The organism is Ramlibacter sp. G4-7 (assembly GCF_057784995.1).
This window is the reverse complement of sequence record NZ_JBYNTT010000002.1, coordinates 392815-418761: the sequence shown is the minus strand read 5'-3', so window position 1 is coordinate 418761 and position 25947 is coordinate 392815. Positions and strand designations below refer to the sequence as shown.

Here is a 25947-nt window from a genome sequence, read left to right as displayed (position 1 = left end):
GCCGCCGCCGCCCCCGCCGCCCAGGCTGCTGGACGGACCCGCGCCGAGCGAGCTGCCGCTGCCGCCGGGGCGCGAATCGCCCGCGCGCGCGCGGTTGCCGCTGCCCACCGAGTTGCTCACCTGGCCCGGCTTCTTGCCCGACGACCACTGCGTGGACTGCCCGCGGTTGCCGCCGGTGTTGCCGCGATTGCCGCTGCCGACGTTGGTGCGGTCACCGCCGCTCACGTTGGTCCGGTCGCCGCGGTTGATCGTGGTGTTGCGGTCGCCGCGGTCGATGTTGATCGTGTTGTTGCCGCCGCCCCAGCTGCCGTTGTAGTGGTTGCCGCTCCAGGCGGCGCCGAGCGCAGCGCCCCAGATCACGCCCGTGGCGAACGCCGCGCCCGGGGCATACGGATACCAGTACGAAGGGTAGGGCGCCGGGTAGTAGGTGTACGCCGGGTAGCCGCCGGCGACCACCACCGTGGACGGGTTGTAGGTCGGCACGTAGACCACTTCCGGGTTGGCCGGGGCGATGGTGATGACCTCCTTTTCGACCACCACCTTGGTCTTGTCGTCGGACTTGAGGTTGCCCGCCGCCTGCGCGCGCCGGCGGAACTGCTGCACGGCCTCCATGACTTCGCCCGTGTCGGCCACCACCGCCTCCCCGAGCTGCGTCGTCCAGTCCAGGTCCTGGCTCATCATCTTGACGATGTCGGGATAGTTGCAGAGGGTCTTGACTGCGTCGTCCCACTGCGCATTGAGTTCGAGCTTGGGGTTGGCCTTGCGCTGGTCCAGGAACCGGTCCGCCTGCACGATCTGCAACGGGTTCGTGGACGCCGGCAGGATCACCGTGACCAGGTCGTCGGGGTACAGCGCGATGCGCCCGACGAGCTGCTCCAGCTCCTGTGCGTTGACGGGCGCCGGCGCGGCCACGGGCGCCGCGGGCGCCTGGGCGCCGGCGGGCAGGGGGGCGAAGGCTGCCAGAGCGGCTGCGGCCGCGATGGCTCGGAGGGCAGGACGGAGCGGCTCGCCGCAGCGCCGCAACGGGTTCGGCAACATGCCCCGGAGGCTAGGATTCGCCTCCACCCCGGCCAATGGGACCTTGGTCGTATCGGGTCGGAGGCAGCAGGGCGTGCCCCTGCGGGCTCAGGTGGGCATGGCTTCGGGAACGAGGCCGACGATCTCGCCGCGCGCGTTGGCCACCGGGCGGATGGAGAAGTGGAAGCTGCGCCTGCCCGCGGGCAGGTCCAGGGTCACGTTGCCGCGCACCGTCCGGCCCTGGCGCGCCTCCTGGACGCCGGCGCGCATCGTTTCGGCCACGTCTGGCGTGGCGGTGAACCACGGCGTGTCCCAGAAGGGCCGGCCCACCACTTCCTCCAGGCGGCAGCGGATGGCCGCCAGCGAGGCGGGATTGGCGTCGCGCAAGGTGCCGTCCACGTCCATGAAACCCTGGAAGATCAGCTCGGTGGCAAAGGCTGCGCGCAGGCGGTCGGCCGCGGCCTGCTGCGCCTCCAGCGCGCGCGTGAGTTCCGAGGTGCGCGCCTTCACCTGCGCTTCCAGCGTTTCGTTGAAGCGCCGCAAGGCGAGTCGTGCGCGCTGTTCGGCCTCCATCAGCGAGGCCAGGCGCGCCCGTTCCTCCCCGAGCTGCCAGTTCGACAGGCGCAGGGCCGACTCGGCGCGCGCGCGCTCCGTGACGTCGGTGGCGAGCACGAGCACGCCGTCGACCTCGCCGGCGGCATCGCGCATCGGCTGGTAGATGAAGTCCAGCACGCGCTCCTCCATCGGCCCTTCCGCCACGCGCTGCAGTTTCACCTTCGCGCCGGCGCCGATGTAGGGCTCGCCGGTGTGCACCACGCCATCGAGCAGTTCGACGAAACCCTGCTCGACGATTTCGGGCAGGGCCTCGCGCAGGGCGCGCCCCGCCACCGTCCGGCCGCCCACGAGGCGCACGTAGGCGTCGTTGGCGAACTCGAACACGTGATCCGGCCCGCGCAGCAGGGCCACGGGCACTGGCGCCTGCCGGAACAGCTCGCGCCAGCGCGCCAGTTCCGCCTCGCGCTGGCGGCGGGCGAACACCAGCTGCGTGATCTCGTTGCCCTGGTTGAAGATGCCGCCCACCCCCTGGTCCGCGTTGCGGATGGGCGTGAGGCTGTAGTTCCACCAGGTCTCGCGGGGCTGGCCGCCGCGCACCATGGGCAGCATCTGTTCGTACAGCGCGAAGGATTCGCCCGCCTCGTACACGCGCCGGAACTGCGGCCCGACGATGTCCCAGATGTCCGCCCAGCCTTCGGCGGCCGGCCGCCCGAGGATCCAGGGGTGCTTCTCCGCCGGGATCACCGACCAGGCGTCGTTGTAAAGCACGACCAGGTCCGGCCCCCAGTAGATGGCCGTGGGAAAGCTGGAGTTCAGGCACAGGCTCACGGCCAGGCGCAGCGCCTCGGGCCAGCCACCGGGATGGCCCAGCGGATGGCCGGACCAGTCGAAGGCGCGGATGCGCTCGCCCATGGCACCGCCGCCTTCGAGGAACTTGAGAGTGGAGGAGGGCACTGCAGGGGGATCTGAAGGGCGGCCCAGTGTAGCGGCTCCTGCGTTATCCTGTGGCCGAGGAGCCGCCCACAAGAAGATGCAGCAGGACATCCTGGTGAACTGGTCCCCGCAGGAGACGCGGGTCGCGATCGTCGAGAACGGCGCCGTGCAGGAACTGCACGTGGAACGCACGCTGGAGCGCGGCCTGGTGGGCAATATCTACCTGGGCAAGGTCGCCCGGGTGCTGCCCGGCATGCAGTCCGCCTTCATCGACATGGGGCTGGAGCGCGCGGCCTTCCTGCACGTGGCCGACGTCTGGCAGCGCCAGCCCGAAGGCGAGCCGCCGGCGGTGGCGCGCAACGCGCAGGTGCAGGTGCCCATCGAAAAGCAGGTGTTCGAGGGCCAGTCGCTGATGGTGCAGGTGATCAAGGACCCGATCGGCACCAAGGGCGCCCGCCTGTCGACGCAGGTCAGCATCGCCGGCCGCCTGCTCGTGTTCCTGCCGCAGGACGACCACGTCGGCGTCTCGCAGAAGATCCCGGCGGACCAGCGCGACGCGCTGCGGCGACGCCTGAACAAGCTGGTGGGCGCCGAGGGCGGCGGCTTCATCCTGCGCACCAACGGCGAGGACGCGAGCGAAGCGGAACTGGCCGAGGACATCGCCTACCTGCGCAAGACCTGGGCACGCATCCGCGAGACGGCCACGCGGGTGCCGCCGCCTTCGCTGCTGCACCAGGACCTGAACCTTCTGCAGCGGGTGCTGCGCGACCTCGTCACGGACACAACGCAGACCATCCGCATCGACTCGCGCGAGCAATACACGCTGCTGGCGGAGTTCGGCAACGAGTTCATGCCGGCCGCCTCGGCCAAGCTGCAGCTGTACAAGGGCGAGCGGCCCATCTTCGACCTGTACTCGGTGGACGAGGAGATCGAGCGGGCGCTCAGCCGCCGGGTGGACCTGAAGTCCGGCGGCTACCTGGTGGTGGACCAGACCGAGGCGCTGACCACCATCGACGTCAACACGGGCGGCTACGTCGGCTCGCGCAACTTCGACGAGACCATCTTCAAGACCAACCTGGAGGCCGCGCAGGCCATCGCCCGGCAGCTGCGCCTGCGCAACCTGGGCGGCATCATCATCGTCGACTTCATCGACATGCAGCGCGAGGACCACCGCGAGGCCGTGCTCGGCGAGTTCCGCAAGCAGCTCGCCCGCGACCGCGTGAAGACCATGTCCGGCGGCTTCTCGCAGCTGGGGCTGGTGGAGATGACGCGCAAGCGCACCCGCGAATCGCTGGCGCACATGCTGTGCGAGCCCTGTCCGTCCTGCCAGGGCAAGGGCACCGTGCGCACGCCGCGCACCGTGGCCTACGACATCCTGCGCGAGATCCTGCGCGAGGCGCGCCAGTTCAACCCGCGCGAGTACCGCGTGATCGCCGCGCCCAAGGTGATCGAGATCTTCCTGGACGAGGAGAGCCAGCACCTGGCCGGCCTGTCGGACTTCATCGGCAAGCCGATCTCGCTGCAGAGCGAGAGCGCGATGGGGCAGGAGCAGTACGACATCGTGCTGCTGTAGGCCCCCCAGGCTTCAGGCTGGCAGTTCGTCGTTGACGTGCAGCGCGTGCAGGCGCGCGTAGAGGCCGCCGCGGGCGATCAGCTCCGCGTGCGTGCCCAGTTCGGCCAGCCGTCCGTGGTCCAGGACGGCGACGCGGTCGGCATGCTCGATGGTGGACAGCCGGTGCGCGATGATGATGGTGGTGCGTCCCGCCATCAGGTGCCGCAGCGCGTCCTGCACCATGCGCTCGGACTCGTTGTCCAGCGCGGAGGTGGCCTCGTCCAGGATCAGCACCGGCGCATCCTTGTAGACCGCCCGGGCGATCGCCAGGCGCTGCCGCTGGCCCCCGGACAGGGCGGCCGCGTTGTGCCCCACGACGGTGTCCAGCCCTTGCGGCAACTGCTCCACGAGGCCGCCGAGGTTGGCCGCCTCCAGTGCATGTTGCACCCGGTGGCGATCCATCTCCTGGCCCAGGGCGACGTTGGCCGCCAGGGTGTCGTTGAACATCACCACGTCCTGGCTGACCATGGCGAACTGGCGCCGCAGCGCGTGCAGGTCCCAGTCGCGCACCTCGTGCCCGTCCAGCAGCAGCTGGCCGCCTGAGGTGTCCACGAAGCGGGGCAGCAGGTTGGCCAGCGTCGTCTTGCCGGATCCCGAAGGCCCCACCAGCGCGATCACTTCGCCCGGCGCCACCGTGAAGGACACGTCGCGCAGGGCGGGGCGCGAGGCGTTGCGGTACTGCACGGTGACCGAGCGCAGCTCGATGCTGCCACGCACGCGGGCCGGGGCGTAGCTGCCGCCGGACTCCGGCTCGGAATGCTCCACCAGGTCGAAGGAGCGCTCCAGGGACACCAGGGCGCGGGTGATCGGGCTGGTCACCTCCGACAGCCGTTTCACCGGGGCGATCAGCATCAGCATCGCCGCCACGAAGGCGGCAAAGCTGCCGACCGTCATCGCGTCGCGGCTTTGCCAGAGCGCGATGCAGATGACGCTGGACAGGGCCGCGGCCGCCAGCATGTGCATGATCGGCGTGATGAGGGCCGAAGCGACCGCCGATTTCATGGCGAGCCGGCGCAGCGTCTGGCTCAGGCTGTGGAAGCGCTCGGCCTGCACCGGCTGGGCGGCGTGCAGCCGCACCACGCGGTTGGCCAGCACGTTCTCCTCGACGACGTAGGTCAGGTCGATCGTGGCCGCCTGGCTGCTCTTGGCGAGCCGGTACAGGCGCTTGGAAGCCGTGCGCATCAGCCAGGCCACGGCCGGCCCCATGAGGCCCACGATGAGCGTGAGCTGCCAGTTCAGGTAGATGAGGTACACGAGCAGGGCGACCATCGCCAGGCTGTCCTTCACCAGGGCCGTCAGCGCGTTCACCAGCATGCTGAAGCCGTTCTGCACCTCGTGCACGATGCTGTTGGCCAGCGAGCTCGCGGACTCGCGCGTGAACAGGTCCATGCGCGCATCGAGCAGCCGGGCGAACAGCGCCTGCCGCAGCGCGAACATTCCCTCGTTGGCGATCTTGGCCAGCGCCACGTCGGCGATGAAGCCGGCGGTGCCCCGCACCGCGAACAGCAGCAGCAGCGCCGCCGGCACCAGCCAGAGGTTGAAGCTGTCCGTCTGGAAGCCCTTGTCCAGGAAAGGCTTCATCAGCGCGGGCATCGCCGGTTCCGTCGCGGCGCCGACGACGGTCGCCAGGATCACCACGAACCAGAAGCGGCGCACGTGCGCGATGTAGGGGAACACGCGGCGAACGCGTTCGGCCAGCGGCTGCGTCGGCAGCGCGATGGCAGCGGCCGACGCTGCGGAGGCCGGGGCCGTCGTGGACTCAGCCACGGCGGCGGGTCTCGGCGAAAGCGGGATTCATGGCCGGATTATCCTCGCCGCCGCGCAGCTGGCCGAGCGTGGCGCCCGCATCGAGCGCCGTGAAGAGCGCATCGAAGAAGACGCGCCTGGACTCGAAGTTGACCTTGTAGCTGACGCCGCCCACATGGATCCAGGCGTCGTCCAGCACCTCCACCTTGGACGCGTGCGGCCAGGACGGCGGCTGCAGCGGCACGAACTCCTGGATGGCGAAGCGCAGCCCCTGGCGAGGCAGCGCGCCGTACAAGGGCGTCCAGTTGCGGCCGCCGGTGTCCAGCTCGCGCGAGAAGTCGTACAGGAAATTCAGGCGCTGCAAGGCGGTGTGCTCGAACTCGTAGAAGCAGTAGCCGGCCCACAGGTACCAGTACTGCAGCCTGCCCGGGCGCAGCAGGCCATAGATCGGCTGCTCCCGCAGATGCTCCGCGGGACGGGTGGGCGCGACGGGGATCATGTCGTGGTCCAGGAAGCCGAAGGATTTCGGCCCCAGCGGGCGCACGATGTTGTGCCAGACCCAGGTCATCGCCATGCCATGCGAACGGTTCGCATGCCGGGTGCGGTAGGGCGGAAGCCCGAGATAGGGCGTGCGATGCTGCTCGCACACCTCGCGGATCTGCCGGCGCATGGACGGTTCGCGCGAGTTGTCGACCACCAGGAGCTGCACGCCCTGCAGGTGGCGCGCCGCCATGCGCAGCTGCCAGCGCAGCGACCAGGGTTGCTCGAAGGCGACCACGATGGCCACCCGCTTGCCCGCGAGATCGGCGTTGCGGCGCAGGAAGGCGCCCAGCTCGGGGGTGGTCTGGCGCCGGTAATGGGCGAGCAAGGCGTCGTTGCGCACCTGGCGCAGCCACTGGCGCACGGGCACCAGCAGCGCCCACTCGCCCGGGCTGAACTCGTGCGCTTCACGCATGCACGGCTGCGCCGGTCGTGGCCCCGCTGCCCCGCTGGCGGGGGCCGAGGACATGGGCGACTTCTTCCAGCACCCGGGCGGGCGTGATCGCGCGCAGGCACTCGCTGCGGCTGGCGCGGTGGTCATCGCAGCCCGCGCGGCCGCAGGGCACGCACTCGTGCGAGGCCTGCAACAAGGTGACGTTGCCGGCGCGCTGTACCGGCGCGCGCCGCACGTGGCGCACCGGCTCCTGCGTCGCGGGCCACGGCGCCCAGCGCAGCGGATTGGTCGGCCCCAGCACGCAGACCACGCGCACGCCGGCGGCGGCCGCCAGGTGGGACACGGACGTGTCCGGACCGATGTAGAGGGCCGCGCGCCGCAACAGGGTGACCAGCTGGTTGAAGTCGAGCGTGCCCGAGGTGTCGAGCAGTTGCGGCGCAGTGCCGAGCCGGCGCAGCGGCGCGATGCATTCCTGGTCGCGCGCGCCGGCGCTGCCGGTCAGCACGACCTGGTGGCCGTCGGCGAGCAGCGAGCGCACGACCGCCTCGTAGGAATCGAGCGGCCACTGCTTGTATTCCCACATGGACGGTGCGTGCACGACCAGGCAGGAGGGCGAGAGCAGGGCGTCGAGGTCGCCGGGCAGGGGCGCCGGCGGTGGCGCCACGACGGGGGGCACGGGGCTGCGCTCGGGCAGCCAGGGCGCGAGCAGGGCGTGTTTCTCCACGATCGAATGCACCTCGCCGCGATCGCCCGACGCCGTCACCACGTGTTCCAGCCAGGGCCGCTTCCACCAGTTGCTGCCGCCTTTGTCCGGCAGGATCGCGCTGCGGCGCGAGGCGGCGACCCAGCCGATGGCGAACGCGCGGTCGCCCGCGTCGGCCACCAGCGCCAGGTCGTAGCGGCGCCAGAGCCGCCACGCCAGCGCCAGGCCGCCGGCGAAGCCGAGCCGGGACGGCACCTCGATGCGCTCGCGGATGTCGGGATTGCCCGCCAGCATGCCCAGGGTGCGCTCGAAGCCGATCACGTCCAGGTCCGCTTGCGGCCAGCGCTGGCGCGCGGCCCGAACGAGCGGGGTCGTGAGCAGCACGTCGCCGATCTGACGGGTCGTCACCACCAGGATGCGCCGAATCGGCTCGGTGCCTGTGGCCGGAGCGGGCCACCGGCGTTCCGCCAGCAGGCAGGCGAGCAGGCCGATGTAGAAATGGCCTTCCATGAAGTCCATCAGCATGGAGTTGAAGGCGCAGCCGATGCCGAAGGCCGCGGTCGCGGCGACCAGCATCGGGCCGGCCGGTCCCCGATCGGCGAAGCCGGCGCGCAGCGCGATCAGCAGCCAGGCGAGGAACAGCGCGAGCGACACGATGCCGCCGCCCACGACCTGCATGGCGAACTCGCTGTGCGGATTGGCGACGCGCAACCAGGGCCAGTCGGCGTAGTGGGCGCGTTGCGGGTCGTGCCGATACCGGGCCTCGATGGCCTGAACCTGCACCTGCGGGAACCGGGCGAATCCGGCACCGTTGCGCCAGTACTCGCGCGCGAGGTCGAAGTTCAGCAGGTTGAGCTCCCTGCGCACCTGCGTCGAGGTCGGGTTGGCCCCCGGGGCGACCACGGCCTGGCCCTGGAAGGTTTCCGCGGCGCGTTCCTTGAAGCCGCTGGAAAGCAGGGCCACCGCGGCCACGAGCACCGGCGCGGCAACGAGTGCCGCCCAGCGCCAGCGGCGTGGCGCCTGCAGCCAGGCCGCATAGGCGGCCAGCACGAGGATGACGAGGTGCCCCGTGCGGCCATTGATCGCGAGGACGACGGTGGCTGCCAGGAAGGCCGCAAGCACGCGGTAGCCCCACGGCGCGGCGGCCGTGCGCGAGAGCGTGAGGGCGATGAACGCCCCGGTGGCGAGCGCGAAGCCGGCGGAGATGCGATGGTCGAGGAAATGCTGCCGGAATGCCGGCATGGGCCCGAACACCCAGTACGCGATCGCCACCAGCACGGTGCCTGCGAGCAGCGCACGCATGAACAGCTGGCGCTGCGTCGCCTGGCGCAGCAGCACCAGCAGCAGCGGCGCGAACAGCAGCTCGTGGTAGCGGTTCACGGTGCCCCGCCAGGCGCCGACGTCGCCGGACGCGACGCCGGTGTGCAGCGCGATCCACGCGAGCAGCACCAGGCCGACGGCCATGACCGGCTCGCGCCAGGGCCGCCCGCTCCACAGGACGCGCGGGCGCGCCAGCGCCAGCATGACGAGCACCGCGAGTGCGATGTAGACGCCGGCCGGGGAGAAGCTGGAGAAGAAAGCGTAGGCCGCGAGCGCGGCCGAAAGCGTGAGGCGCCACCAGCGCGGGGCGGCGTCGAGCGGATCTGCCATGGTGTTCATTCGACCGCCGCTGCGGCCGCGCCGGCTCCAGGCGCTGGGGCAGGCCGGGCATAATTCCAGCTCATGCTCGGATTATGCAGCGATTCCGCAGGGGCCCAGGCCGCGCTCGCGCCCCTCAGCGTGGTCGTCATCACCCGCGACGAGGAAGCGAACATCGCTGCGTGCCTGGCCTCCGCGGCGTTCGCGCGCGAACTGATCGTGGTGGACAGCGGCAGCCGCGACGCGACGGTGTCGCTGGCCCGGCAGGCGGGCGCGCGCGTGGAGGTCGCGGCCGACTGGCCCGGCTTCGGGCCGCAGAAGAACCGGGCGCTCGCGCTCGCCACCCAGCCCTGGGTGCTCTCGCTGGACGCCGACGAACGCGTGACGCCGCAGCTGCGCGAGGAGATCCTGCGCACCATCGCCTCGGCCGACGCGCGGGATGCGTGGGCGATGCCGCGGCTCTCCAGCTTCTGCGGCCAGTTCATGCGGCACTCGGGCTGGTACCCGGACCGCGTCGTGCGGCTGTTCCGCCGGGGCCGGGCGCGCTTTTCGGACGACGCCGTCCATGAGCGCGTCCTGACCGACGGTCCCACGGGCCAGTTGAAAGGCGACCTGCTGCATTGCACTTACCCCGACTTCGAAACCATGCTCGAGAAATTGAATCGATACTCGAGCGTGTCGGCGGCCGCGATGTTCGCCAGCGGCGAACGCAGCTCGCTGGCGGGTGCGATGGTGCGTGCTGCCTGGGCTTTCGTGCGCACCTACCTGCTGCGCGCCGGCTGGCTCGACGGCCGCATGGGGCTGGTTCTCGCGGTGTCGATTGCCGAAGGAACTTATTACAAGTACGTGAAGCTGTGGCACCTTGGACGGACGGCAGACAAACGAGGGCCTTAACATCGCCGGGTCGGCCCGGGGGCTGCATTTGTTGTGGAGACATACAGAAGAATGCTTGATCGTGCACTCTGGCGCCGCCGCGACGCGGCGGGCCTGCTGGCCGGCCTCGTGGCCGGCCCCGCCCTCGCCCAGTTCCGGGTCGAAGTCACAGGCGTCGGCCTCACGCAGTTGCCGATCGCCGTGGTGCCGTTTCGCGGCGAAGGCGAGCTGCCGCAGAAGCTCGCGTCCATCGTGCAGGCGGACCTGGAGCGCAGCGGGCAGTTCCGCGCGATCGATCCCGCCGGCGCGCCTGGCCTGGACGAAACGAGCCGGCCCGACCTGACCCCCTGGCGGCAGAAGACCGCCGATGCGCTGGCCGTCGGCAGCGCCTCGCGCCTGGCCGATGGTCGTTACGACGTGCGCTTCCGCCTCTGGGACGTGGTGCGCGGGCAGGAGCTCGCGGGCGGCGGCTTCCAGGTGGTGCCGGCGGACCTGCGCCTGGCCGCCCACCGCATCGCGGACATGATCTACGAGAAGCTCACCGGCGAGAAAGGCGTGTTCTCCACGCGCATCGCGTACGTGACCAAGGCCGGCAGCCGCTTCAACCTGTGGGTCGCCGATGCGGACGGCGAGAACGCGCAGTCCGCGCTGGCCAGCACCGAGCCGATCATCTCGCCGGCCTGGTCCAGCAGCGGCCGCCAGCTCGCCTATGTGTCCTTCGAGTCGCGCAAGCCGGTCGTGTACGTGCACGACATCGCCACGGGCAGCCGGCGGCTGATCGCGAACTTTCGCGGCTCCAACAGCGCACCGGCCTGGTCGCCCGACGGCCGCACGCTCGCGGTCACGCTCACGCGGGACGGCGGCTCGCAGCTCTACACGATCGCCGCCACCGGCGGCGAGCCGCGCCGCCTCACGCAGTCCGGCAGCATCGACACCGAGCCCCTGTATTCCGCGGACGGGCGCAGCATCTATTTCGTCAGCGACCGCGGCGGCGCGCCGCAGATCTACCGCATGGCCGCCACCGGCGGCGACCCGCAGCGCGTCACCTTTACAGGGAATTACAACATTTCGCCGGCCCTCAGCCCGGACGGTCGGTGGCTGGCCTACATTTCCCGCGTCGGCGGCGCCTTCAAGCTGCAGGTGATGGAACTCGCCAACGGGAACGTCCAGTCCCTCACCGACACCACCGCTGACGAGAGCCCCAGCTTCGCCCCCAACGGGCGGCTGATCATCTACGCCACCCGCCAGGGCGGGAGCGAGGCGCTCATGACCACCACCCTCGACGGGAAGATCAAGGCGCGCCTGCCCGGCAAGGGCGGCGACATCCGCGAACCCGATTGGGGTCCCTTCCAACGTTGATTTTTTCGGGAGAACTCAGGAATGAAGCAGTCCCTCTTGCTGGCCGTTGCCCTCGCGGCAGCGCTCGCAGGTTGCGCCAGTGGCGTGAAGCTCGATGACGTGCCGGTCGAAGACCGGGCCGGCGGTGCCGGTACCGCCACCGCTCCGGGCGGCGGCGCCCAGAGCCAGGTGCGTCCGGTGCAGGCCGATACCTCCGCGGCCACCCAGGCCGGCCCGCAGAACGTCGCCCGGGTCATCTACTTCGACTACGACAGCTACGTGATCAAGCCCGAGTTCCAGAACGCGCTCGCGGCGCATGCCGGCTTCCTCAAGCAGAACGGCGCGCGGCACGTGGTGATCGAAGGTCACACCGACGAGCGCGGCGGCCGCGAGTACAACCTCGCGCTCGGCCAGAAGCGCTCCGAGGCCGTGCGCCGCGCCCTCGAGCTTCTCGGCGTGCGCGACGCGCAGGTCGAGGCCGTGAGCTTCGGCAAGGAGAAGCCCGCCTCCATGGGCAACGACGAAGCCGCTTACGCGCAGAACCGCCGCGCCGAGATCGCCTACCGATGATGCCCATGAAACGTCCCGCGCTCGCGGCCGCGCTGGCCGCCGCTTGCCTGTTCACCGCGTCCGCGCAGGCGGCGCTGTTCGAGGACGACGAGGCCCGCCGCGCCATCCTCGACGTGCGCCAGCAGGTGCAGCAGCAGCGCGAGGAGCTGCGGCGCGCGAACGAGGAGAACGCCGGCCTGCGCCGCAGCCTGCTCGAACTGCAGAACCAGATCGAGACGCTGCGCGCCGAGATCGCCCGCATGCGGGGCAGCGACGAGCAGCTCGCGCGCGACCTGGCCGACCTGCAGAAGCGGCAACGGGACATCCAGCAGGGCGTCGACGACCGCCTGCGCAAGTTCGAACCGGTGCAGGTCACCGTGGACGGCAAGGAATTCGCCGCCGACCCCGCGGAGCAGCGCGACTTCGAAGCGGCGCTGGGCGCCTTCCGCCGCGGCGACTTCGTCGCGGCGCAGAGCGGCTTCGGCGACTTCGTGCGCAAGTACCCCTCCAGCGGCTACCGCCCCACGGCGCTGTTCTGGCTGGGCAATGCGCAGTACGCCAACCGGGACTACCGCGGCGCCATCGCCAACTTCCGCGCCCTGCTGCAGCAGGCGCCGGACCATCCGCGCGCGCCCGAGGCGGTGCTGTCCATCGCCAACTGCCAGATCGAGCTGAAGGACAACGCGAGCGCCCGCCGCACGCTGGACGACCTGGTCAAGGCCTATCCGCAGTCCGAGGCGGCGAGCGCCGCGCGGGAGCGGCTCGCGCGCCTGCGCTGACGCGTCCGCCGCGCGCCGCCGCATGACGCACCTGGACGAAGCCGCCGACCTGCAGCGGCGCTTCGGCGGCCTGGAGCGGCTCTACGGGCTGCAAGGCGCCGCGGCGATCCGTCGAGCGCACATCGCGGTCGTCGGCATCGGCGGCGTCGGGTCGTGGGCGGCCGAGGCGCTCGCCCGCAGCGGGGTCGGCGCCTTGACGCTCGTCGACCTGGACCACGTCGCCGAGTCCAACATCAATCGCCAGGTCCACGCGCTGGCCAGCACGCTGGGCCAGGCCAAGGTGCTGGCCATGCGCGACCGCGTCGCGCAGATCCACCCGGGCTGCACCGTGCATGCGGTCGAGGAGTTCGTGGAGCCGGACAACTGGCCCGCCCTGCTGCCGGCCGGCGTCGACGCGGTGATCGACGCCTGCGACGCGGTGAAGGCCAAGACGGCCATGGCGGCCTGGGCGCGCCAGACGAAGACGCTGTTCATCGCCTGCGGCGCCGCCGGCGGCAAGCGGCTCGCGCACCAGGTGGATGTGGACGACCTTGCCCGCACCACGCACGACCCCCTGCTGGCGCAGTTGCGCTACCGCCTGCGCAAGTTCCACGGCGCCCCGAAGGAGGGCAAGCGCATCGGCATCCCCTGCGTGTTCAGCCGCGAGCCCGTGGCGCCGCCGGATCCTTCGTGCGCCATCGAGGGCGACGGCTCGCTGAACTGCCACGGCTATGGTTCGGTCGTGAGCGTCACCGCCACCTTCGGCCAGTGCGCCGCGGGGTGGTTGCTCGATCGCATCGCCGCCCGCAAGAGCACTGCGGAAACGACGCTATAATCGCGGGCTTTGCTGCCTGCAACAGACAGCAAAAGACGAGGTGCTGCTGCAAAGCGGCACCGCGGCGGGACGTTAGCTCAGTTGGTAGAGCAGCGGACTTTTAATCCGTTGGTCACAAGTTCGAATCTTGTACGTCCTACCAAGGATCGCAAGGCCTGCCACCCTTCCCGGGGTGGCAGGCCTTTTTCCTTGGCGGGTGCCGCGCCCGGCTCAGGCGTGCGCCACGCCCTCGAACGCCTCGATTTCAATCGCGCCGGCGGTGATGGTGGCGTGGAAGCCGAGGACCTGTTCGAGTTCGGCCAGCAGCGCGGGCAGGCGACGCGCCAGGCTGTCCTGCCCGAGGAGGGCGTGCTGGAGGCCGGCCGTGCCACGCCCGGGCCGGGGGTGCGGCGCGGCGAGCAGGTCATCGATCCGCTCCTGGATTTCCTCGACCAGGGCCAGGACCTGCTGGATGCGGGCGAAGGTGTGCATCAGGCAGTCGAGCAGCCATTCGACGGCGGCGGCATCGGCACCGGCCGCGCGGCCGCAGCGGCGACGCAGCGCGCAGCGCAGTTCGTCTGCGGCCGCCTGCTGCAGGTTCGCCGGCTGTGCCGTGAGGCGGGCGGCGAGGGACTGCCGGACCGGATCGCCGAGACCCGCCGCGCACTGCGCGTAGTCCTCGGCGTGCATCGAGTCGACACCGCCGCGCCCGACCGCGGCATCCAGCCCATGATCCTGCAGGAGCGCGTCGACGCGACGCACCCAGGCCTGCAGGCGATCCAGCGGGGGGCGGCGCGCGCCCTGGCCGCCGGCCTGCAACATCGAGGCGACGCGCCCGTGGGTGCGCGCAAGCAGGGGACCCAGCGAGGCCACCACGGCGCCGGCCTGCAGGCCCAGCAAGGCGTAGTCGAAAGCGGCGTCCAGGTCGTCGACGGCCTGCTGCACCGGCGACGCGAGGCGCACGATCGGCTGCGGGCTCACCGTCACCCCGTCGAGCGCCGCGCGCAGGAACAGCTGGGTCATGGCCGCCTCCGGCGGCTGCTGCGGTTCGACCCACGCGAGGACATCGCTCGCCCGCACCCGCGGGTCCGCGCGGCGGGCGACGCTGCTTTCCTGCCGCAGCCGCAGTTGCGCGGCCGCATGCCTCAGGGCTTCGCCGATGCGCAGCAGCGAAGCCAGGATGGGATGCGGCGGGACCGGCGCATGCGCTGCCCGCCGCGCGAGCTGGTAGCCCGGCACGGCGACCACCACGGTCAGCAGCCGCTGCAGGTCGGCGGGCGTGCACCCGGCACGCATCGCTGGATAGCGCGCCAGGCAGGCCTCACGCACGCGGATGACCACGGCCTCGACCTCGAACCAGTCCCTGCGCACCAGCTCGGAAGCGCCCGCAGGGCGGGGCGCCTTCGCGTGCGGCGGCTCGCGCTCGGCAAGCAGGGAGTGCACCGCGCGAACGGCCCAGTCTCCCGCTGGCGCCGCGCGCGCCTCCCGCCCGCTGCCGCGAGTGACGGGGTCCGGGGGCCATTGCGTCTGCATGCAAGCATCGTACGGACCGCCTCCACGCGACCACAGGTCGGAACTGCGCGATGTGCAGGCCGGTTGGGTTGGTCAGCCGGGCACTTTGGTGCCCGGCGGCTGGCTGCGACAGCGCGCTTCCGCCCGAGCCTCAGGCGCTCAGGCGGTGAAGGGAGCTCCGGTCACTGCCGCTGCAGGCGCGGCCGGACGAAACCGCTGCGGTCGCGCAGGGCGCGCCAGGTTTCCAGCGAAACGAGGCGGGCGGCCAGGCCGGGTGCGCCGATCCAGCACTCCTGGGCCTGGGCGTGCCAGCCCGCGGCCAGCAGGGCGCACGCTTCGGGCGAGGCCACGGGTTCGACGGGGCCGAGATAGGGTTGCCAGCGGGGATCCATGGGACAGCGTCCTGCGCGGACCGCGGCCTGTCTGGCGGCACCGCGCGACAGCCAGTGTACGAACGCTCCCACACGCCGCCATGGCACCAAAGGTCCACGGCGGGCGGCCCGAACGTTCAGGCGCGCGCCATGCGGTCCTTGCCGGCCTGCGCATCGCCGCCGCGGCCGTACTTGAGCTTGGCGACCAGCACGGCGAAGGCCAGCACGAGGCTGACGCTGTTGGCCAGGATCATGGGTGTCTCGCCCAGGACGACGCCGTAGACGAGCCAGATCGCTATTCCGAGCGTGAAGATGCAGTACATGCGCAGCGAGATGCCGCTCACGTCTTTCGTGCGGTAGGCGCGCAAGGCCTGCGGGACGAGGGCGATGGTGGTGAGGGCGCCGGCGACGTAGCCGAGGACGTCGGTGATTTGCATGGGTGTTGGGGTGTCCTGCGTTGCACGCATTGCAACCCGGCCGGGCGGGCCGGCGGATAGGCGCCGCCTGCGTCTGCTTGTCAGCCGGACACTGACCTGCGGGCGGCGACACGCGCAGGCGGCCCGCAGCCTCGCCTGCGCCTGCGCACCGAGTGCAGGTCAGCCGATGGCGGCTTCGGCGGCTTCGATTTCGCCCGACAAGGCCAGCCAGCGCTCCTCCAGCAGTTCGAGCTCTTCGGCCACGGCCTTCAGGCGGCGGCCGCCCTCGGCGATCTCCGGCGGCGCCAGCGCGGTCGCCAGGCGGCCTTCGAGCTGCGCCTTCTCGCCTTCCAGGGCGGCGATGCGCTGCTCCGCCTGGTCGCGCTCCTTCTTCAGCGGCTTCAGGCGCGTGGCGAGCTGCTGGCGTTGCTGTGCCTGCAGCTTGCGCTGCTCCTGCGGGTTGATGCGGGCTTCCGGCGTGGCCACCGCGGCGGCGACGGCGACCTGCTCGCGCACGCGGCGCGCTTCTTCCAGCAGGTAGCGTTGGTAGTCGTCCAGGTCGCCGTCGAAGGGCGCCACCCCGCCGCGCCCGACGAGCCAGAACTCGTCGCACACCGAGCGCAGCAGCGCCCGGTCGTGGCTCACCAGCATGACGGTGCCCTCGAACTCGTTGAGCGCCATCGACAAGGCCTCGCGGGTGCTCAGGTCCAGGTGGTTCGTGGGCTCGTCCAGCAGCAGCAGGTTGGGGCGCTGCCACACGATCATCGCCAGCACCAGCCGTGCCTTCTCGCCGCCGCTCATGGAGCCCACGGCCTGCTGCACCATGTCGCCGGTGAAGAGGAACTGGCCGAGGAAGTTGCGCAGGTCCTGCTCGCGGTCGGACTGGCCCGTGGCCGCCGCCTGTTCGCGCGCGAGCCGCACCATGTGCTCCAGCGGCGTGTCCTGCGGGCGCAGCACGTCCAGCTCCTGCTGCGCGAAGTAGCCGATGGCGAGACCCTTGCCTTCCGTGATGCGGCCCGCCAGCGGCGCCATGGTGCGCGCGATCGTCTTGACCAGCGTCGACTTGCCCTGGCCGTTGGCGCCGAGGATGCCGATGCGCTGGCCGGCGAGCACGGAGCGGTTGACGTTACGCAGGATCAGCTTCGCTTCACCGCCTCCACCCACGCCCTCTCCGAGCGGGGAAGGGAGTCCTGCATTGCTCCCGTTCTCGCTGGGGGCAGAGGGTTGGGGGGAGGGCAGGTAACCGAAGGCGCCGTCCTGGATCGCCAGCATCGGGTTGGGCAGGCTCTGCGGTTCCTTGAACTCGAAGGTGAACTCCGCGCTGGCCAGCACCGGGGCGATCTTCTCCATGCGCTCGAGCGCCTTGACGCGGCTTTGCGCCTGCTTGGCCTTGGTGGCCTTGGCCTTGAAGCGGTCGATGAACTTCTGCAGGTGCGCGATCTTGTCCTGCTGCTTGCCGTAGGCCGCCTGCTGCTGCTCCAGTTGCTGCGCCCGCAGCAGCTCGAAGGCGCTGTAGTTGCCCCCGTAGCGCGCGAGCTTCTGGTTCTCGATGTGCAGCGTGACGCCGGTGACCGCGTCGAGGAATTCGCGGTCGTGGCTGATCACCACCAGCGTGCCGGCGTAGCGCTGCAGCCAGCCTTCCAGCCACACCAGGGCGTCGAGGTCCAGGTGGTTGGTGGGCTCGTCGAGCAGCAGCAGGTCGGAGGGGCTCATGAGCGCCCGTGCGAGCTGCAGCCGCATGCGCCAGCCGCCCGAGAAGCTGTTGACCGGGCGGTCCAGTTCGCCGGGCCGGAAGCCGAGCCCCAGGATCAGCGCCTGCGCGCGCGGCGCGGCGTCGTGCACGCCGGCATCGGCCAGGTCGGAGTGCGCGTGCGCGATGGCGATGCCGTCGCCCGCCGCTTCGGCCCGCGCCAGCTCTTCGCGCAGCGCCACCAGGCGCGTGTCGCCCGCCAGCACGAAGTCGGTGGCGGGCTCGTCGCTTTCCGGCATGTCCTGGGCCACCTGGGCCAGGCGCCATTGCGCGGGCACGAAGAACTCCCCGGCGTCCTCGTGCAGGCTGCCGTTCAGGAGCGCGAACAGGGTGGACTTGCCGGCGCCGTTGCGGCCGACCAGGCCGACCTTCTCGCCGGGATTGAGCGTGACGGACACGCCATCGAGCAGCACCTTGGCGCCGCGGCGCAGGGTCACGTTGCGAAGCTGGATCATTGGGGGCCATTTTCGCAGGGGACGGCGAACCCCACCGCCGCCGCGCTACGCGCGTGCCGCGATGGCTTCGCGCGTCAGCAGCAGCACCTGGTCCGCGCCCGCGCTGGTCTCCAGCCACACCGCTTCCAGGCGCGGGAAGGCCGCCTCGAAGTTCTCCCGCTCGTTGCCGATCTCCAGCACCACAACGCCGCCGGCGTTCAGGCGCGCGGGCGCGTCGCGCAGCAGGGCGCGCACGAAGTCCATGCCGTCCGGCCCGCCGGCCAGCGCCAGCGCCGGCTCGGCGCGGAATTCGGCCGGCAGCTGCGCCATGCTCTGCGCGTTCACGTAAGGCGGGTTGCACAGCATGAGGTCGTAGGGGCCGGGCAGGGCGGCCAGGCCGTCCGATTGCAGCAGCCGCACGCGCTGCTCCAGGCCATGCTTGGCCACGTTGATGCGCGCGACCTCCAGGGCCTCGGGCGAGATGTCCGCGGCGTCCACCACGATGTCCGGGTAGGCCATCGCCGCCAGCACCGCGAGGCTGCCGTTGCCGGTGCACAGGTCCAGCACCTGGCGCGTCCGCTCGCTCAGCCACGGGTCGATGGTGCCGTCGGCCAGCAGCTCCGCGATGAAGCTGCGCGGCACGATGCTGCGCTCGTCGACGTAGAAGGGCACGCCTTGCAGCCAGGCCTCGCGCGTGAGGTAGGCGGCGGGCTTGCGCGTGGCGATCCGGCGCTGCAGCAGCTCGCGCGCCGCAAGCTGTTCCTCCGGGCGCAGCTCGCGGTCGGCGTGCAGGTCCAGTTCGTCCAGCGGCAGGCCCAGGTGCCACAGCACCAGCCACACGGCTTCGTCGAAGGCGTTGGTCGTGCCGTGGCCGAAGCTCACGCCGGCGGCTTCCAGCTGCGCCGCGAGTTCCTCGGCCAGGGCGATCAGCTTCACGGCGTGTCCAGGTGCTCCAGCACGCCGCGGTAGATGTCCTTCAGCGGCTCGAGGTCGGCGACCCGCACGTGCTCGTCGATCTTGTGGATGCTGGCGTTGACGGGGCCGAACTCGATCACCTGCGGGCAGATGCGCGAGATGAAGCGCCCGTCGCTCGTGCCGCCCGTGGTGGACAGCTCCGTCTCCAGGCCGGTGACCTGGCGGATGGACGCCTGCACGGCAGCCACCAGCTCGCCTGGCGTTGTCAGGAAGGGCTGGCCGCCGACGGTCCACTGCAGCTCGTAGTCCAGGCCGTGGCGGTCCAGGATCGCGTGCACGCGCTGCTGCAGCGCCTCGGCGGTGCTCACGCTGGCGAAGCGGAAGTTGAAGTCGATCACCACCCGGTTCGGGATGATGTTGCCGGCGCCGGTCCCGCCGTGGATGTTGCTGATCTGGAAGCTGGTGGGCGGGAAGAAGTCGTTGCCCTTGTCCCACTCGGTGCGCGCGAGTTCGTCCAGGGCCGGCAGCGCCTTGTGGATCGGGTTCAGGCCCAGCTGCGGATAGGCGATGTGCGCCTGGATGCCCTTGACCGTGAGCTTGCCCGTCAGGCTGCCGCGGCGGCCGTTCTTGATCATGTCCCCCAGCTTCTCCACCGAGGTCGGTTCGCCGACGATGCAGAAGTCCAGGCGCTCGCCGCGCTGCTGCAGCCGTTCGCAGACCACCACGGTGCCGTCGACGCTGGGGCCTTCCTCGTCGCTCGTGAGCAGCAGGGCGATGCCGATGTCCGGTTGCGGGTGGCGCGCCAGGAACTCCTCCACGGCGACCGTGAATGCCGCGATCGAGGTCTTCATGTCCGCCGCGCCGCGGCCGTACAGCTTGCCGCCGCGATGGCTGGGCACGAAGGGATCGCTGGTCCACTGCTCCAGCGGGCCGGTGGGCACCACGTCCGTGTGGCCGGCGAAGACCAGCGTGCGGCCGCTGCGGCCCGCGCGCTTGGCCCACAGGTTCTTCACGCGGAAGTCGGCCGGACCGCTTTCGATCGTCTCGCAGAAAAAGCCCAGCGGCTTCAGGCGGGCCTCGAGGATGGGCTGGCACTGCCCGTCTTCGGGCGTGACCGAGCGCTGCGCGATCAGCTGCTCGGCGAGGTGGAGCGTTTTCGACATTCCCGCTAGTGTAGGGTGGCGGCGAACGAAGGGATCGCCGCCGCCGCCGCGCTGGCGCCGTTCAGTGCTTGACGTCCAGCGTGATTTCGGTGAACGACGGCTCGTCGTCCAGGTCGATGTCGGTGTCGCCGTCGTTGCCCGCCATGGCCACCATGTCGGCGGCGGTGTTCTGCAGTCGCCACTGCAGGTTGGTGGGCGAATCCGCGTAGGCCAGGCCTTCCTTCTTGTCCACCGTGCCGTCCAGGATCAGGCGGGCGATGTCCTGCTCGAAGGTCTGCGAGCCCTCGGCCATGGACTTCTCCATCGCCTCCTTCACGCCGGAGAAGTCGCCCTTCTCGATGAGCTCGGACACCAGCTTGGTGTTGAGCATGACTTCCACCGCGGGCACGCGGCCGCCGCCCACGGTGCGCAGCAGGCGCTGCGACACCACCGCCTTCAGCGCCGCGGCGAGGTCGCCCAGCATCGTCGGCCGCACTTCCACCGGATAGAAGGACAGGATCCGGTTCATCGCCTGGTAGCTGTTGTTGGCGTGCATGGTGGCCAGGCACAGGTGGCCCGACTGCGCATAGGCGATGGCGGCGGACATGGTCTCGCGGTCGCGGATCTCGCCGATCAGGATCACGTCCGGCGCCTGGCGCAGCGCGTTCTTCAGCGCGGTCTGCAGCGACTGCGTGTCGCTGCCCACCTCGCGCTGGTTCACCACGCACTTCTTGTTCTTGAAGATGAATTCGACCGGGTCCTCGATCGTGAGGATGTGGCCGCTGCTGCTCTCGTTGCGGTGGTCCATCATCGCCGCGAGCGTGGTGCTCTTGCCGGCGCCGGTGGAGCCCACCATCAGCAGCAGGCCGCGCTTTTCCATGATCAGGTCGCCCAGGATCATGGGCACCTGCAGCGAGGACAGCGGCGGGATCTCGGTGGAGATGTAGCGGATCACCGCGGCGATGCTGCCGCGCTGGCGCATGGCGGAGAAGCGGAAGTTGCCCGCGCCCTCCACCGGGTGGGCCATGTTCAGCTCGCCGGTCGCATCGAGTTCCTCCATGCGGTGGGCGGGCAGGACCTCGGCCAGCAGCGCGCGCGGCGCGTCGGCGGGCAGCAGCTGGTTGTTGATCGGCAGGGTCTGGCCGTTGATCTTGATCATCGCCGGCGCTTGCGCCGACAGGTAGACGTCCGAGGCCCTCTTCTCGGACATCAAGCGCAGGATCCGCTCCATCGTTCCCATCAACACTCCTCCGTTCGGACCGGCCCCCGTCTGTGCGGGGACCCGGCCATTCTGTCCCTTAATCGCGCAGCAGGTCGTTCAGGCTCACCTTCGCACGCGTGGCGGCAGTGACCTTCTTCACGATCACGGCGCAATACAGGCTATGGCTGCCGTCCTTGGAGGGCAGGTTGCCGCTCACCACGACCGAACCGGCCGGCACGCGCCCGTAGTGGATCTCGCCCGTCTCGCGGTCGTAGATCTTGGTGCTCTGGCCGATGTACACGCCCATGGAGATCACCGAGTTCTCCTCCACGATGACGCCTTCGACGACCTCGGAGCGCGCGCCGATGAAGCAGTTGTCCTCGATGATCGTCGGGTTGGCCTGCAGCGGCTCCAGCACGCCGCCGAGGCCCACGCCGCCGGACAGGTGCACGTTCTTGCCCACCTGGGCGCAGGAGCCCACGGTGGCCCAGGTGTCGACCATGGTGCCTTCGTCGACGTAGGCGCCGATGTTCACGTAGGAGGGCATCAGGATCGCGCCCTTGCCGATGAAGCTGCCGTGCCGGGCCACCGCAGGCGGCACCACGCGAACGCCCGTGGCGGCCATTTCCTGCTGCGACAGGTGCGAGAACTTGGTCGCGACCTTGTCGAAGAAGGCCAGCTCGCCGGCGCGCATCAGCTCGTTGTCCTTCAGGCGGAAGGACAGCAGCACCGCCTTCTTGATCCACTGGTGGACGGTCCATTTGCCCACCGCCTCCCGGGTGGCCACGCGCAGCTTGCCCGCGTTGAGTTCCGCGAGCACGTGGTCCACCGCGTCGCGCACTTCCTTCGAGGCGGAGGTGGCGGAGAGGCTGGCGCGGTTTTCCCACGCCGTGTCGATGGTCTGCTGGAGCTGCTGGGTCATGGGAATCACTGTGTTCTGTTCTGGACGAATTGCACGATGCGCCGGGCGGCCTCGAGGCACTCGGCGGTGTCGGCGACGAGCGCCATGCGCACGCGGCCGGCACCGGGGTTGGCCCCGCCCGACTCGCGGGCCAGGTAGCTGCCCGGCAGCACCGTCACATTGTATTGAGCGAGGAGGTCGCGGGCGAATCCGGTGTCGCTTCCCCGCACCCCCGCCCACAGGTAGAAGCTGGCGTCGGGCAGGCGCACGTCCAGCACCTTCTCGAGCAAGGGCGTGACCTGGGCGAATTTGCGGCGGTACTGCTCCCGGTTGTCCACCACGTGCGCCTCGTCGCTCCAGGCCGCGACGCTGGCCTCCTGCACGATGGGGCTCATGGCGCTGCCGTGGTAGGTGCGATACAGCAGGAAGGACTTGAGCAGCTGCGCGTCGCCGGCCACGAAGCCGCTGCGCATGCCCGGTACGTTGCTGCGCTTGGACAGGCTGGTGAAGGCCACCAGCTTGCGGAAGTCCGGGCGACCGAGCTTCGCCGCCGCTTCCAGGCCGCCCAGGGGCGGCTCGTCGCGGAAGTAGATCTCGCTGTAGCACTCGTCCGAGGCGATGATGAAGCCGTGGCGGTCCTGCAGCGCGAACAGCTTTTGCCACTCCGACAAGGGCATCACCGCGCCCGTGGGATTGCCCGGGGAGCAGACGAAGATCAGCTGCGTCTTCGCCCAGGTGGCTTCCGGCACGCTGTCCCAGTCCACGGCGAAGTTGCGCTCCGGGTCGCTGGGCGCGTAGAAGGGCTCGGCGCCCGCCAGCAGGGCCGCGCCCTCGTAGATCTGGTAGAACGGATTGGGGCACACCACCACAGCGGGGCGGGTGGGGTCGATGACGGTCTGCGCGAAGGCGAACAGGGCCTCGCGCGACCCGTTGACCGGCAGCACCTGGGTGGCGGGGTCGACGGCCAGGCCGTAGCGGCTTTGCAGCCAGCCGGCGCAGGCGGCGCGCAGTTGCGGGGTGCCCGCCGTGGGCGGATAGCCCGCGAGGTCGTGCCCGGGCCGCTCCATGGCATCGGCCAGCGCCTTCTTGATGAACGCGGGCGTGGGGTGCTTGGGTTCGCCGATGCCCAGGCTGATGGGCCGCAGCGCGGGATTGGGCGTGACGCCGGCGAACAGTTGGCGCAGCCGCTCGAAGGGGTAGGGCTGCAGCCGGGACAGCAGGGGATTCATCCCCGGATTATCCGTTGACGCGCCGGCCGGCCCCGGGGTCCAATCCGCGGCATGGTCCTGCCCGCCTTGCGGCCCTCCGATGCGCGCTTCCTGCTCGTGCTGGTGGTGCCTGCCCTGACGCTGCACGCCGTCCTGCGGCATCCGCAGCTGGCGGCGCTGGGCACGCTGGTGACCTGGTGGACCATCGCGGTGCTGGAAGCCACATCGCCGGCTCTGGCGCGCTCCCCCGCGCCCGCCGGCCCGGGCTCGCCGCTGCCCTGGCTGCTGCGCGCCTACGTGCCCCTGCAGATGGTGCTGCTGGCGGCCGGCCTGCACGCCGCGTGGCATTCCGCCTGGCCGACGGTGGTCGGCGTCGCCTTCGCCGTGGGCTTCGTCACCGGCGCCTACGGCATCACCTTCGCCCACGAGCTGGGTCATGGCCGCAGCCAGGGCGACCGGGCGCTGGCGTGGATGCTGATGGGCAGCGTCGCCTACCCCCAGTTCATGGTGGAGCACTACCGCGGCCACCACGTGCGCGCCGCCACCGGGGACGACCCCGCCTCGGCCCGTTTCGGCGAGAGCCTCTGGCGCTTCCTGCCGCGCACGCTGGCCGGCAACCTCGCGGGAGCCTGGCGGCTGGAGGCGCAACGGCTCGCGCGCCTGCGCCGCCGCTGGTGGACCAGCCCGCTGGCGTGGTGGACGGGAGCCAACGTCGCCTTCGCCGGCCTGCTGGCGGGGGCGCAGCTGTGGAAGCCGCTGGCCTTCTGGCTGCTGCAGGCAGCCTTCGCCGTGTGGCTGCTGGAGACGGTCAACTACATCGAGCACTACGGCCTGCGGCGCCGCAGCGGCCCCGACGGGCGGCCCGAGCCCTTCGCCGCGGAGCATGCGTGGAACGCCGACCACCTGCTGTCCAACAGCCTGCTGGCCAACCTGCAGCGCCATTCCGACCACCACCTGCGGGCCTGGAAGACCTTTCCGGAGCTGGAGCACCTGCCGTCGGCGCCGCAGCTGCCCACGGGATATGCCGGGTGCATCCTGCTGGCGGCGCTGCCGCCGCTGTGGTTCCGGCTCATGCATCCGCGGCTGGCCGCCAGGGCCGCTGCTTGATCCCTGGCCGGCGATGGCTATGCTTGCGGGATCCGCCGCGACAGGAGCCGCCATGCTGACGCAAGCCAGGATCACCACCATGCTGCCCGTGAAGGACATGGACCGGGCACGGGCCTTCTACGAGGGCAGGCTGGGCTTCCGCCCCGATGGCGGCGCCCGGGTGGACGGGCGCTACGAGTACCAGTGCGACGGTGCCCGCATCGCGCTGATTCCCAGGGAGGGCGGCACCAAGGCCGAACACACCGCCCTGAGTTTCGAGGTGCGCGACATCGCCGCCCGCATCCGCGAGCTGCAGCGCGCCGGCGTGGTGTTCGAGGACTACGACATGCCCGGCCTGAAGACGGTGGAGCACGTGTGCGTGCTGGGCTCCGAGAAGGCGGCCTGGTTCCGCGACCCGGAAGGCAACTACCTGTGCCTGCACGAGCAGGCTGAAGAGGGTTAGGCCGGCTGCGGCGTCCAGGCTTCTTCCAGCAGGCGCATCAGCTCGCGCGCGTTCTCCGGCGCGTGGCGCTTGTCCGTGTTGTCGAAGTAGCAGAAGACGTCGCGGCTGCTGCGCGGGCGCGCCCGGGTGGGGCAGATCAGGCGGCCGTCCTCCGGCTCCTCGCCGTTGCGCCAGCTGTCGATGAAGCGGGCCCAGCGCTCCAGCTCCTCGTCGCTGTAGCGGCTGTTGTACAGCTCGGTCGAGCCGTGCAGCCGCATGTAGACGAAATCGGCGGTCACGTCCTCGTACAGCGGCCAGGGGTTCGGCGTGTCGGCGACGACCCAGGCGATGCCGTACTCGCGCAGCAGCTTGATGAAGTCCGGGTTGACGAAGCTCTCGTGCCGCACTTCCACGGCGTGGCGGATGCGGCGGTTGCGCCCCGGCTCCAGGCAGGCGCGTCCTTCCAGGCGCGCGTCGTGGCGGCAGGCGATGCGCGCCGCGTCGTGCGTGCTGTTCGGCAGCAGCTGGAAGAAGGCCTCGAACACCTCCGGGTGGTAGCGCACCATCGCCGGGAACTGCCACAGGATGGGCCCCAGCTTCTCGCGCAGCGCGAACAGGCCCGAGGCGAAGAAGTTGGCCAGCGCCGCATCGATGTTGCGCAGCTTCAGCATGTGGGTGATGTAGCGGCTGCCCTTGATGGCGAACACGAAGCCGGGCGGTGTGTCCCGGGCCCAGGTGGCGTAGCTGGTGGGGTACTGCAGCGAGTAGAACGAGCCGTTGAGCTCCAGCGAGGGGAACACGCGCGAGGCGTAATGCAGCTCCCGCGCCTGCGCCAGCCCCTTGGGGTAGAAATAGCCGCGCCAGGGGGTGTAGCGCCAGCCCGAAACACCGATGAAGACCTTGCCCGCCATGCACCGGTTCTGCCACGCCAGCGCGCAGCCGGGATGGCAGCCAGGCCGACCCTGCGTGTCAGCCAAGCCCGCAGCGGCAAGGGGGAACGACTGCATGGCGGGCTGCGCCGGGAGGTCTGAGGCGCCACCTGGCCCGGCGGGGCCGGCCGTAGGAAGTCGTTACCGGGGCCCAAGGTATCATCCCGCCT

Annotated in this window: 23 protein-coding genes and 1 tRNA gene; 9 read left to right on the top strand and 15 right to left on the bottom strand. The window is 70.6% G+C overall.

All coding sequences use genetic code 11. The annotated features are described in order from the left end of the window. A partial coding sequence (locus AC3EGR_RS04920) for a DUF3300 domain-containing protein (RefSeq protein WP_488545322.1) occupies positions 1–1038 on the bottom strand: 1038 nt, incomplete at its 3' end. Positions 1039–1125: 87 nt separating this feature from the next. Then, on the bottom strand, positions 1126–2526 hold the full coding sequence (locus tag AC3EGR_RS04915; RefSeq protein ID WP_488545321.1) for a PAS domain-containing protein: 1401 nt from the start codon (positions 2524–2526) through the stop codon (positions 1126–1128). A gap of 76 nt (positions 2527–2602) precedes the next feature. On the opposite strand from AC3EGR_RS04915, the gene rng reads away from it, so the two are divergent. Further along, entirely contained in the window at positions 2603–4078 is a 1476-nt protein-coding gene (gene rng, locus AC3EGR_RS04910) for a ribonuclease G (protein WP_488545320.1), read from the top strand. A gap of 12 nt (positions 4079–4090) precedes the next feature. Here the strand turns inward: rng and msbA are convergent, their stop codons facing one another. From msbA to AC3EGR_RS04895, 3 genes are read right to left on the bottom strand one after another with little or no spacing between them, the layout of a single operon-like run. Beyond that, positions 4091–5884: a lipid A export permease/ATP-binding protein MsbA gene (gene msbA / locus AC3EGR_RS04905; protein WP_488545319.1), complete on the bottom strand. Its 1794-nt coding sequence runs from the start codon at positions 5882–5884 to the stop codon at positions 4091–4093. Continuing rightward, entirely contained in the window at positions 5877–6818 is a 942-nt protein-coding gene (locus AC3EGR_RS04900; protein WP_488545318.1) for a hypothetical protein, read from the bottom strand. Before AC3EGR_RS04900 ends, msbA begins: the two co-directional genes overlap by 8 nt. Further along, positions 6811–9150, bottom strand: a complete 2340-nt coding sequence (locus AC3EGR_RS04895; protein ID WP_488545317.1) for a glycosyltransferase family 9 protein — start codon at positions 9148–9150, stop codon at positions 6811–6813. Before AC3EGR_RS04895 ends, AC3EGR_RS04900 begins: the two co-directional genes overlap by 8 nt. Positions 9151–9222: 72 nt before the next feature. Here AC3EGR_RS04895 and AC3EGR_RS04890 point away from each other — a divergent pair, with 72 nt between their 5' ends. The 6 genes from AC3EGR_RS04890 (at position 9223) to AC3EGR_RS04865 (ending at position 13633) form a co-directional block, all read left to right on the top strand. Further along, a complete protein-coding gene (locus tag AC3EGR_RS04890; protein WP_488545316.1) occupies positions 9223–10032 on the top strand; it encodes a glycosyltransferase family 2 protein in 810 nt (269 codons plus the stop codon). A gap of 51 nt (positions 10033–10083) precedes the next feature. Beyond that, the gene (gene tolB / locus AC3EGR_RS04885; RefSeq protein WP_488545315.1) at positions 10084–11370 is read left to right on the top strand and encodes a Tol-Pal system beta propeller repeat protein TolB; all 1287 of its coding nucleotides are present in this window, start codon (positions 10084–10086) and stop codon (positions 11368–11370) included. Between the two features lie 21 nt (positions 11371–11391). Next, the gene (pal, locus tag AC3EGR_RS04880; protein WP_488545314.1) at positions 11392–11919 is read left to right on the top strand and encodes a peptidoglycan-associated lipoprotein Pal; all 528 of its coding nucleotides are present in this window, start codon (positions 11392–11394) and stop codon (positions 11917–11919) included. Next, a complete protein-coding gene (gene ybgF / locus AC3EGR_RS04875; RefSeq protein ID WP_488545334.1) occupies positions 11919–12677 on the top strand; it encodes a tol-pal system protein YbgF in 759 nt (252 codons plus the stop codon). The genes pal and ybgF overlap by 1 nt, the downstream gene beginning before the upstream one ends. Positions 12678–12699: 22 nt before the next feature. Beyond that, entirely contained in the window at positions 12700–13491 is a 792-nt protein-coding gene (locus tag AC3EGR_RS04870; protein ID WP_488545313.1) for a tRNA threonylcarbamoyladenosine dehydratase, read from the top strand. A 66-nt stretch (positions 13492–13557) separates the two neighbouring features. Continuing rightward, positions 13558–13633, top strand: a tRNA-Lys gene (locus AC3EGR_RS04865). A gap of 68 nt (positions 13634–13701) precedes the next feature. Here AC3EGR_RS04865 and AC3EGR_RS04860 read toward each other — a convergent pair. The 9 genes from AC3EGR_RS04860 to dapC form a co-directional block, all read right to left on the bottom strand. Further along, on the bottom strand, positions 13702–14913 hold the full coding sequence (locus AC3EGR_RS04860) for a hypothetical protein (RefSeq protein WP_488545312.1): 1212 nt from the start codon (positions 14911–14913) through the stop codon (positions 13702–13704). 251 nt (positions 14914–15164) lie between these two features. Then, the gene (locus AC3EGR_RS04855; RefSeq protein WP_488545311.1) at positions 15165–15374 is read right to left on the bottom strand and encodes a hypothetical protein; all 210 of its coding nucleotides are present in this window, start codon (positions 15372–15374) and stop codon (positions 15165–15167) included. 116 nt (positions 15375–15490) lie between these two features. After that, positions 15491–15790, bottom strand: coding sequence for a SemiSWEET transporter (locus AC3EGR_RS04850; RefSeq protein WP_488545310.1), 300 nt, complete (start codon positions 15788–15790; stop codon positions 15491–15493). 159 nt (positions 15791–15949) lie between these two features. Next, complete coding sequence (gene abc-f / locus AC3EGR_RS04845) at positions 15950–17974, bottom strand: ribosomal protection-like ABC-F family protein (protein WP_488545309.1); 2025 nt, start codon at positions 17972–17974, stop codon at positions 15950–15952. A gap of 45 nt (positions 17975–18019) precedes the next feature. Next, the gene (gene prmB / locus AC3EGR_RS04840; RefSeq protein ID WP_488545308.1) at positions 18020–18889 is read right to left on the bottom strand and encodes a 50S ribosomal protein L3 N(5)-glutamine methyltransferase; all 870 of its coding nucleotides are present in this window, start codon (positions 18887–18889) and stop codon (positions 18020–18022) included. Further along, positions 18886–20031 (bottom strand): succinyl-diaminopimelate desuccinylase, encoded by a 1146-nt coding sequence (gene dapE / locus AC3EGR_RS04835; RefSeq protein WP_488545307.1) that lies wholly within the window; start codon positions 20029–20031, stop codon positions 18886–18888. The genes prmB and dapE overlap by 4 nt, the downstream gene beginning before the upstream one ends. Positions 20032–20092: 61 nt before the next feature. Next, the gene (locus tag AC3EGR_RS04830) at positions 20093–21250 is read right to left on the bottom strand and encodes a PilT/PilU family type 4a pilus ATPase (RefSeq protein WP_488545306.1); all 1158 of its coding nucleotides are present in this window, start codon (positions 21248–21250) and stop codon (positions 20093–20095) included. A 58-nt stretch (positions 21251–21308) separates the two neighbouring features. After that, complete coding sequence (gene dapD, locus AC3EGR_RS04825; protein WP_488545305.1) at positions 21309–22133, bottom strand: 2,3,4,5-tetrahydropyridine-2,6-dicarboxylate N-succinyltransferase; 825 nt, start codon at positions 22131–22133, stop codon at positions 21309–21311. Positions 22134–22138: 5 nt separating this feature from the next. Next, positions 22139–23341, bottom strand: a complete 1203-nt coding sequence (dapC, locus tag AC3EGR_RS04820; protein ID WP_488545304.1) for a succinyldiaminopimelate transaminase — start codon at positions 23339–23341, stop codon at positions 22139–22141. A 51-nt stretch (positions 23342–23392) separates the two neighbouring features. On the opposite strand from dapC, the gene AC3EGR_RS04815 reads away from it, so the two are divergent. Both AC3EGR_RS04815 and AC3EGR_RS04810 read left to right on the top strand, forming a co-directional pair. Then, positions 23393–24427: an alkane 1-monooxygenase gene (locus AC3EGR_RS04815; RefSeq protein WP_488545303.1), complete on the top strand. Its 1035-nt coding sequence runs from the start codon at positions 23393–23395 to the stop codon at positions 24425–24427. A 52-nt stretch (positions 24428–24479) separates the two neighbouring features. Continuing rightward, positions 24480–24869, top strand: a complete 390-nt coding sequence (locus tag AC3EGR_RS04810) for a VOC family protein (RefSeq protein ID WP_488545302.1) — start codon at positions 24480–24482, stop codon at positions 24867–24869. On the opposite strand, the gene AC3EGR_RS04805 is transcribed toward AC3EGR_RS04810, so the two are convergent. Further along, on the bottom strand, positions 24866–25759 hold the full coding sequence (locus tag AC3EGR_RS04805; RefSeq protein WP_488545301.1) for a DUF72 domain-containing protein: 894 nt from the start codon (positions 25757–25759) through the stop codon (positions 24866–24868). The genes AC3EGR_RS04810 and AC3EGR_RS04805 overlap by 4 nt on opposite strands. Positions 25760–25947 lie beyond the last annotated feature (188 nt).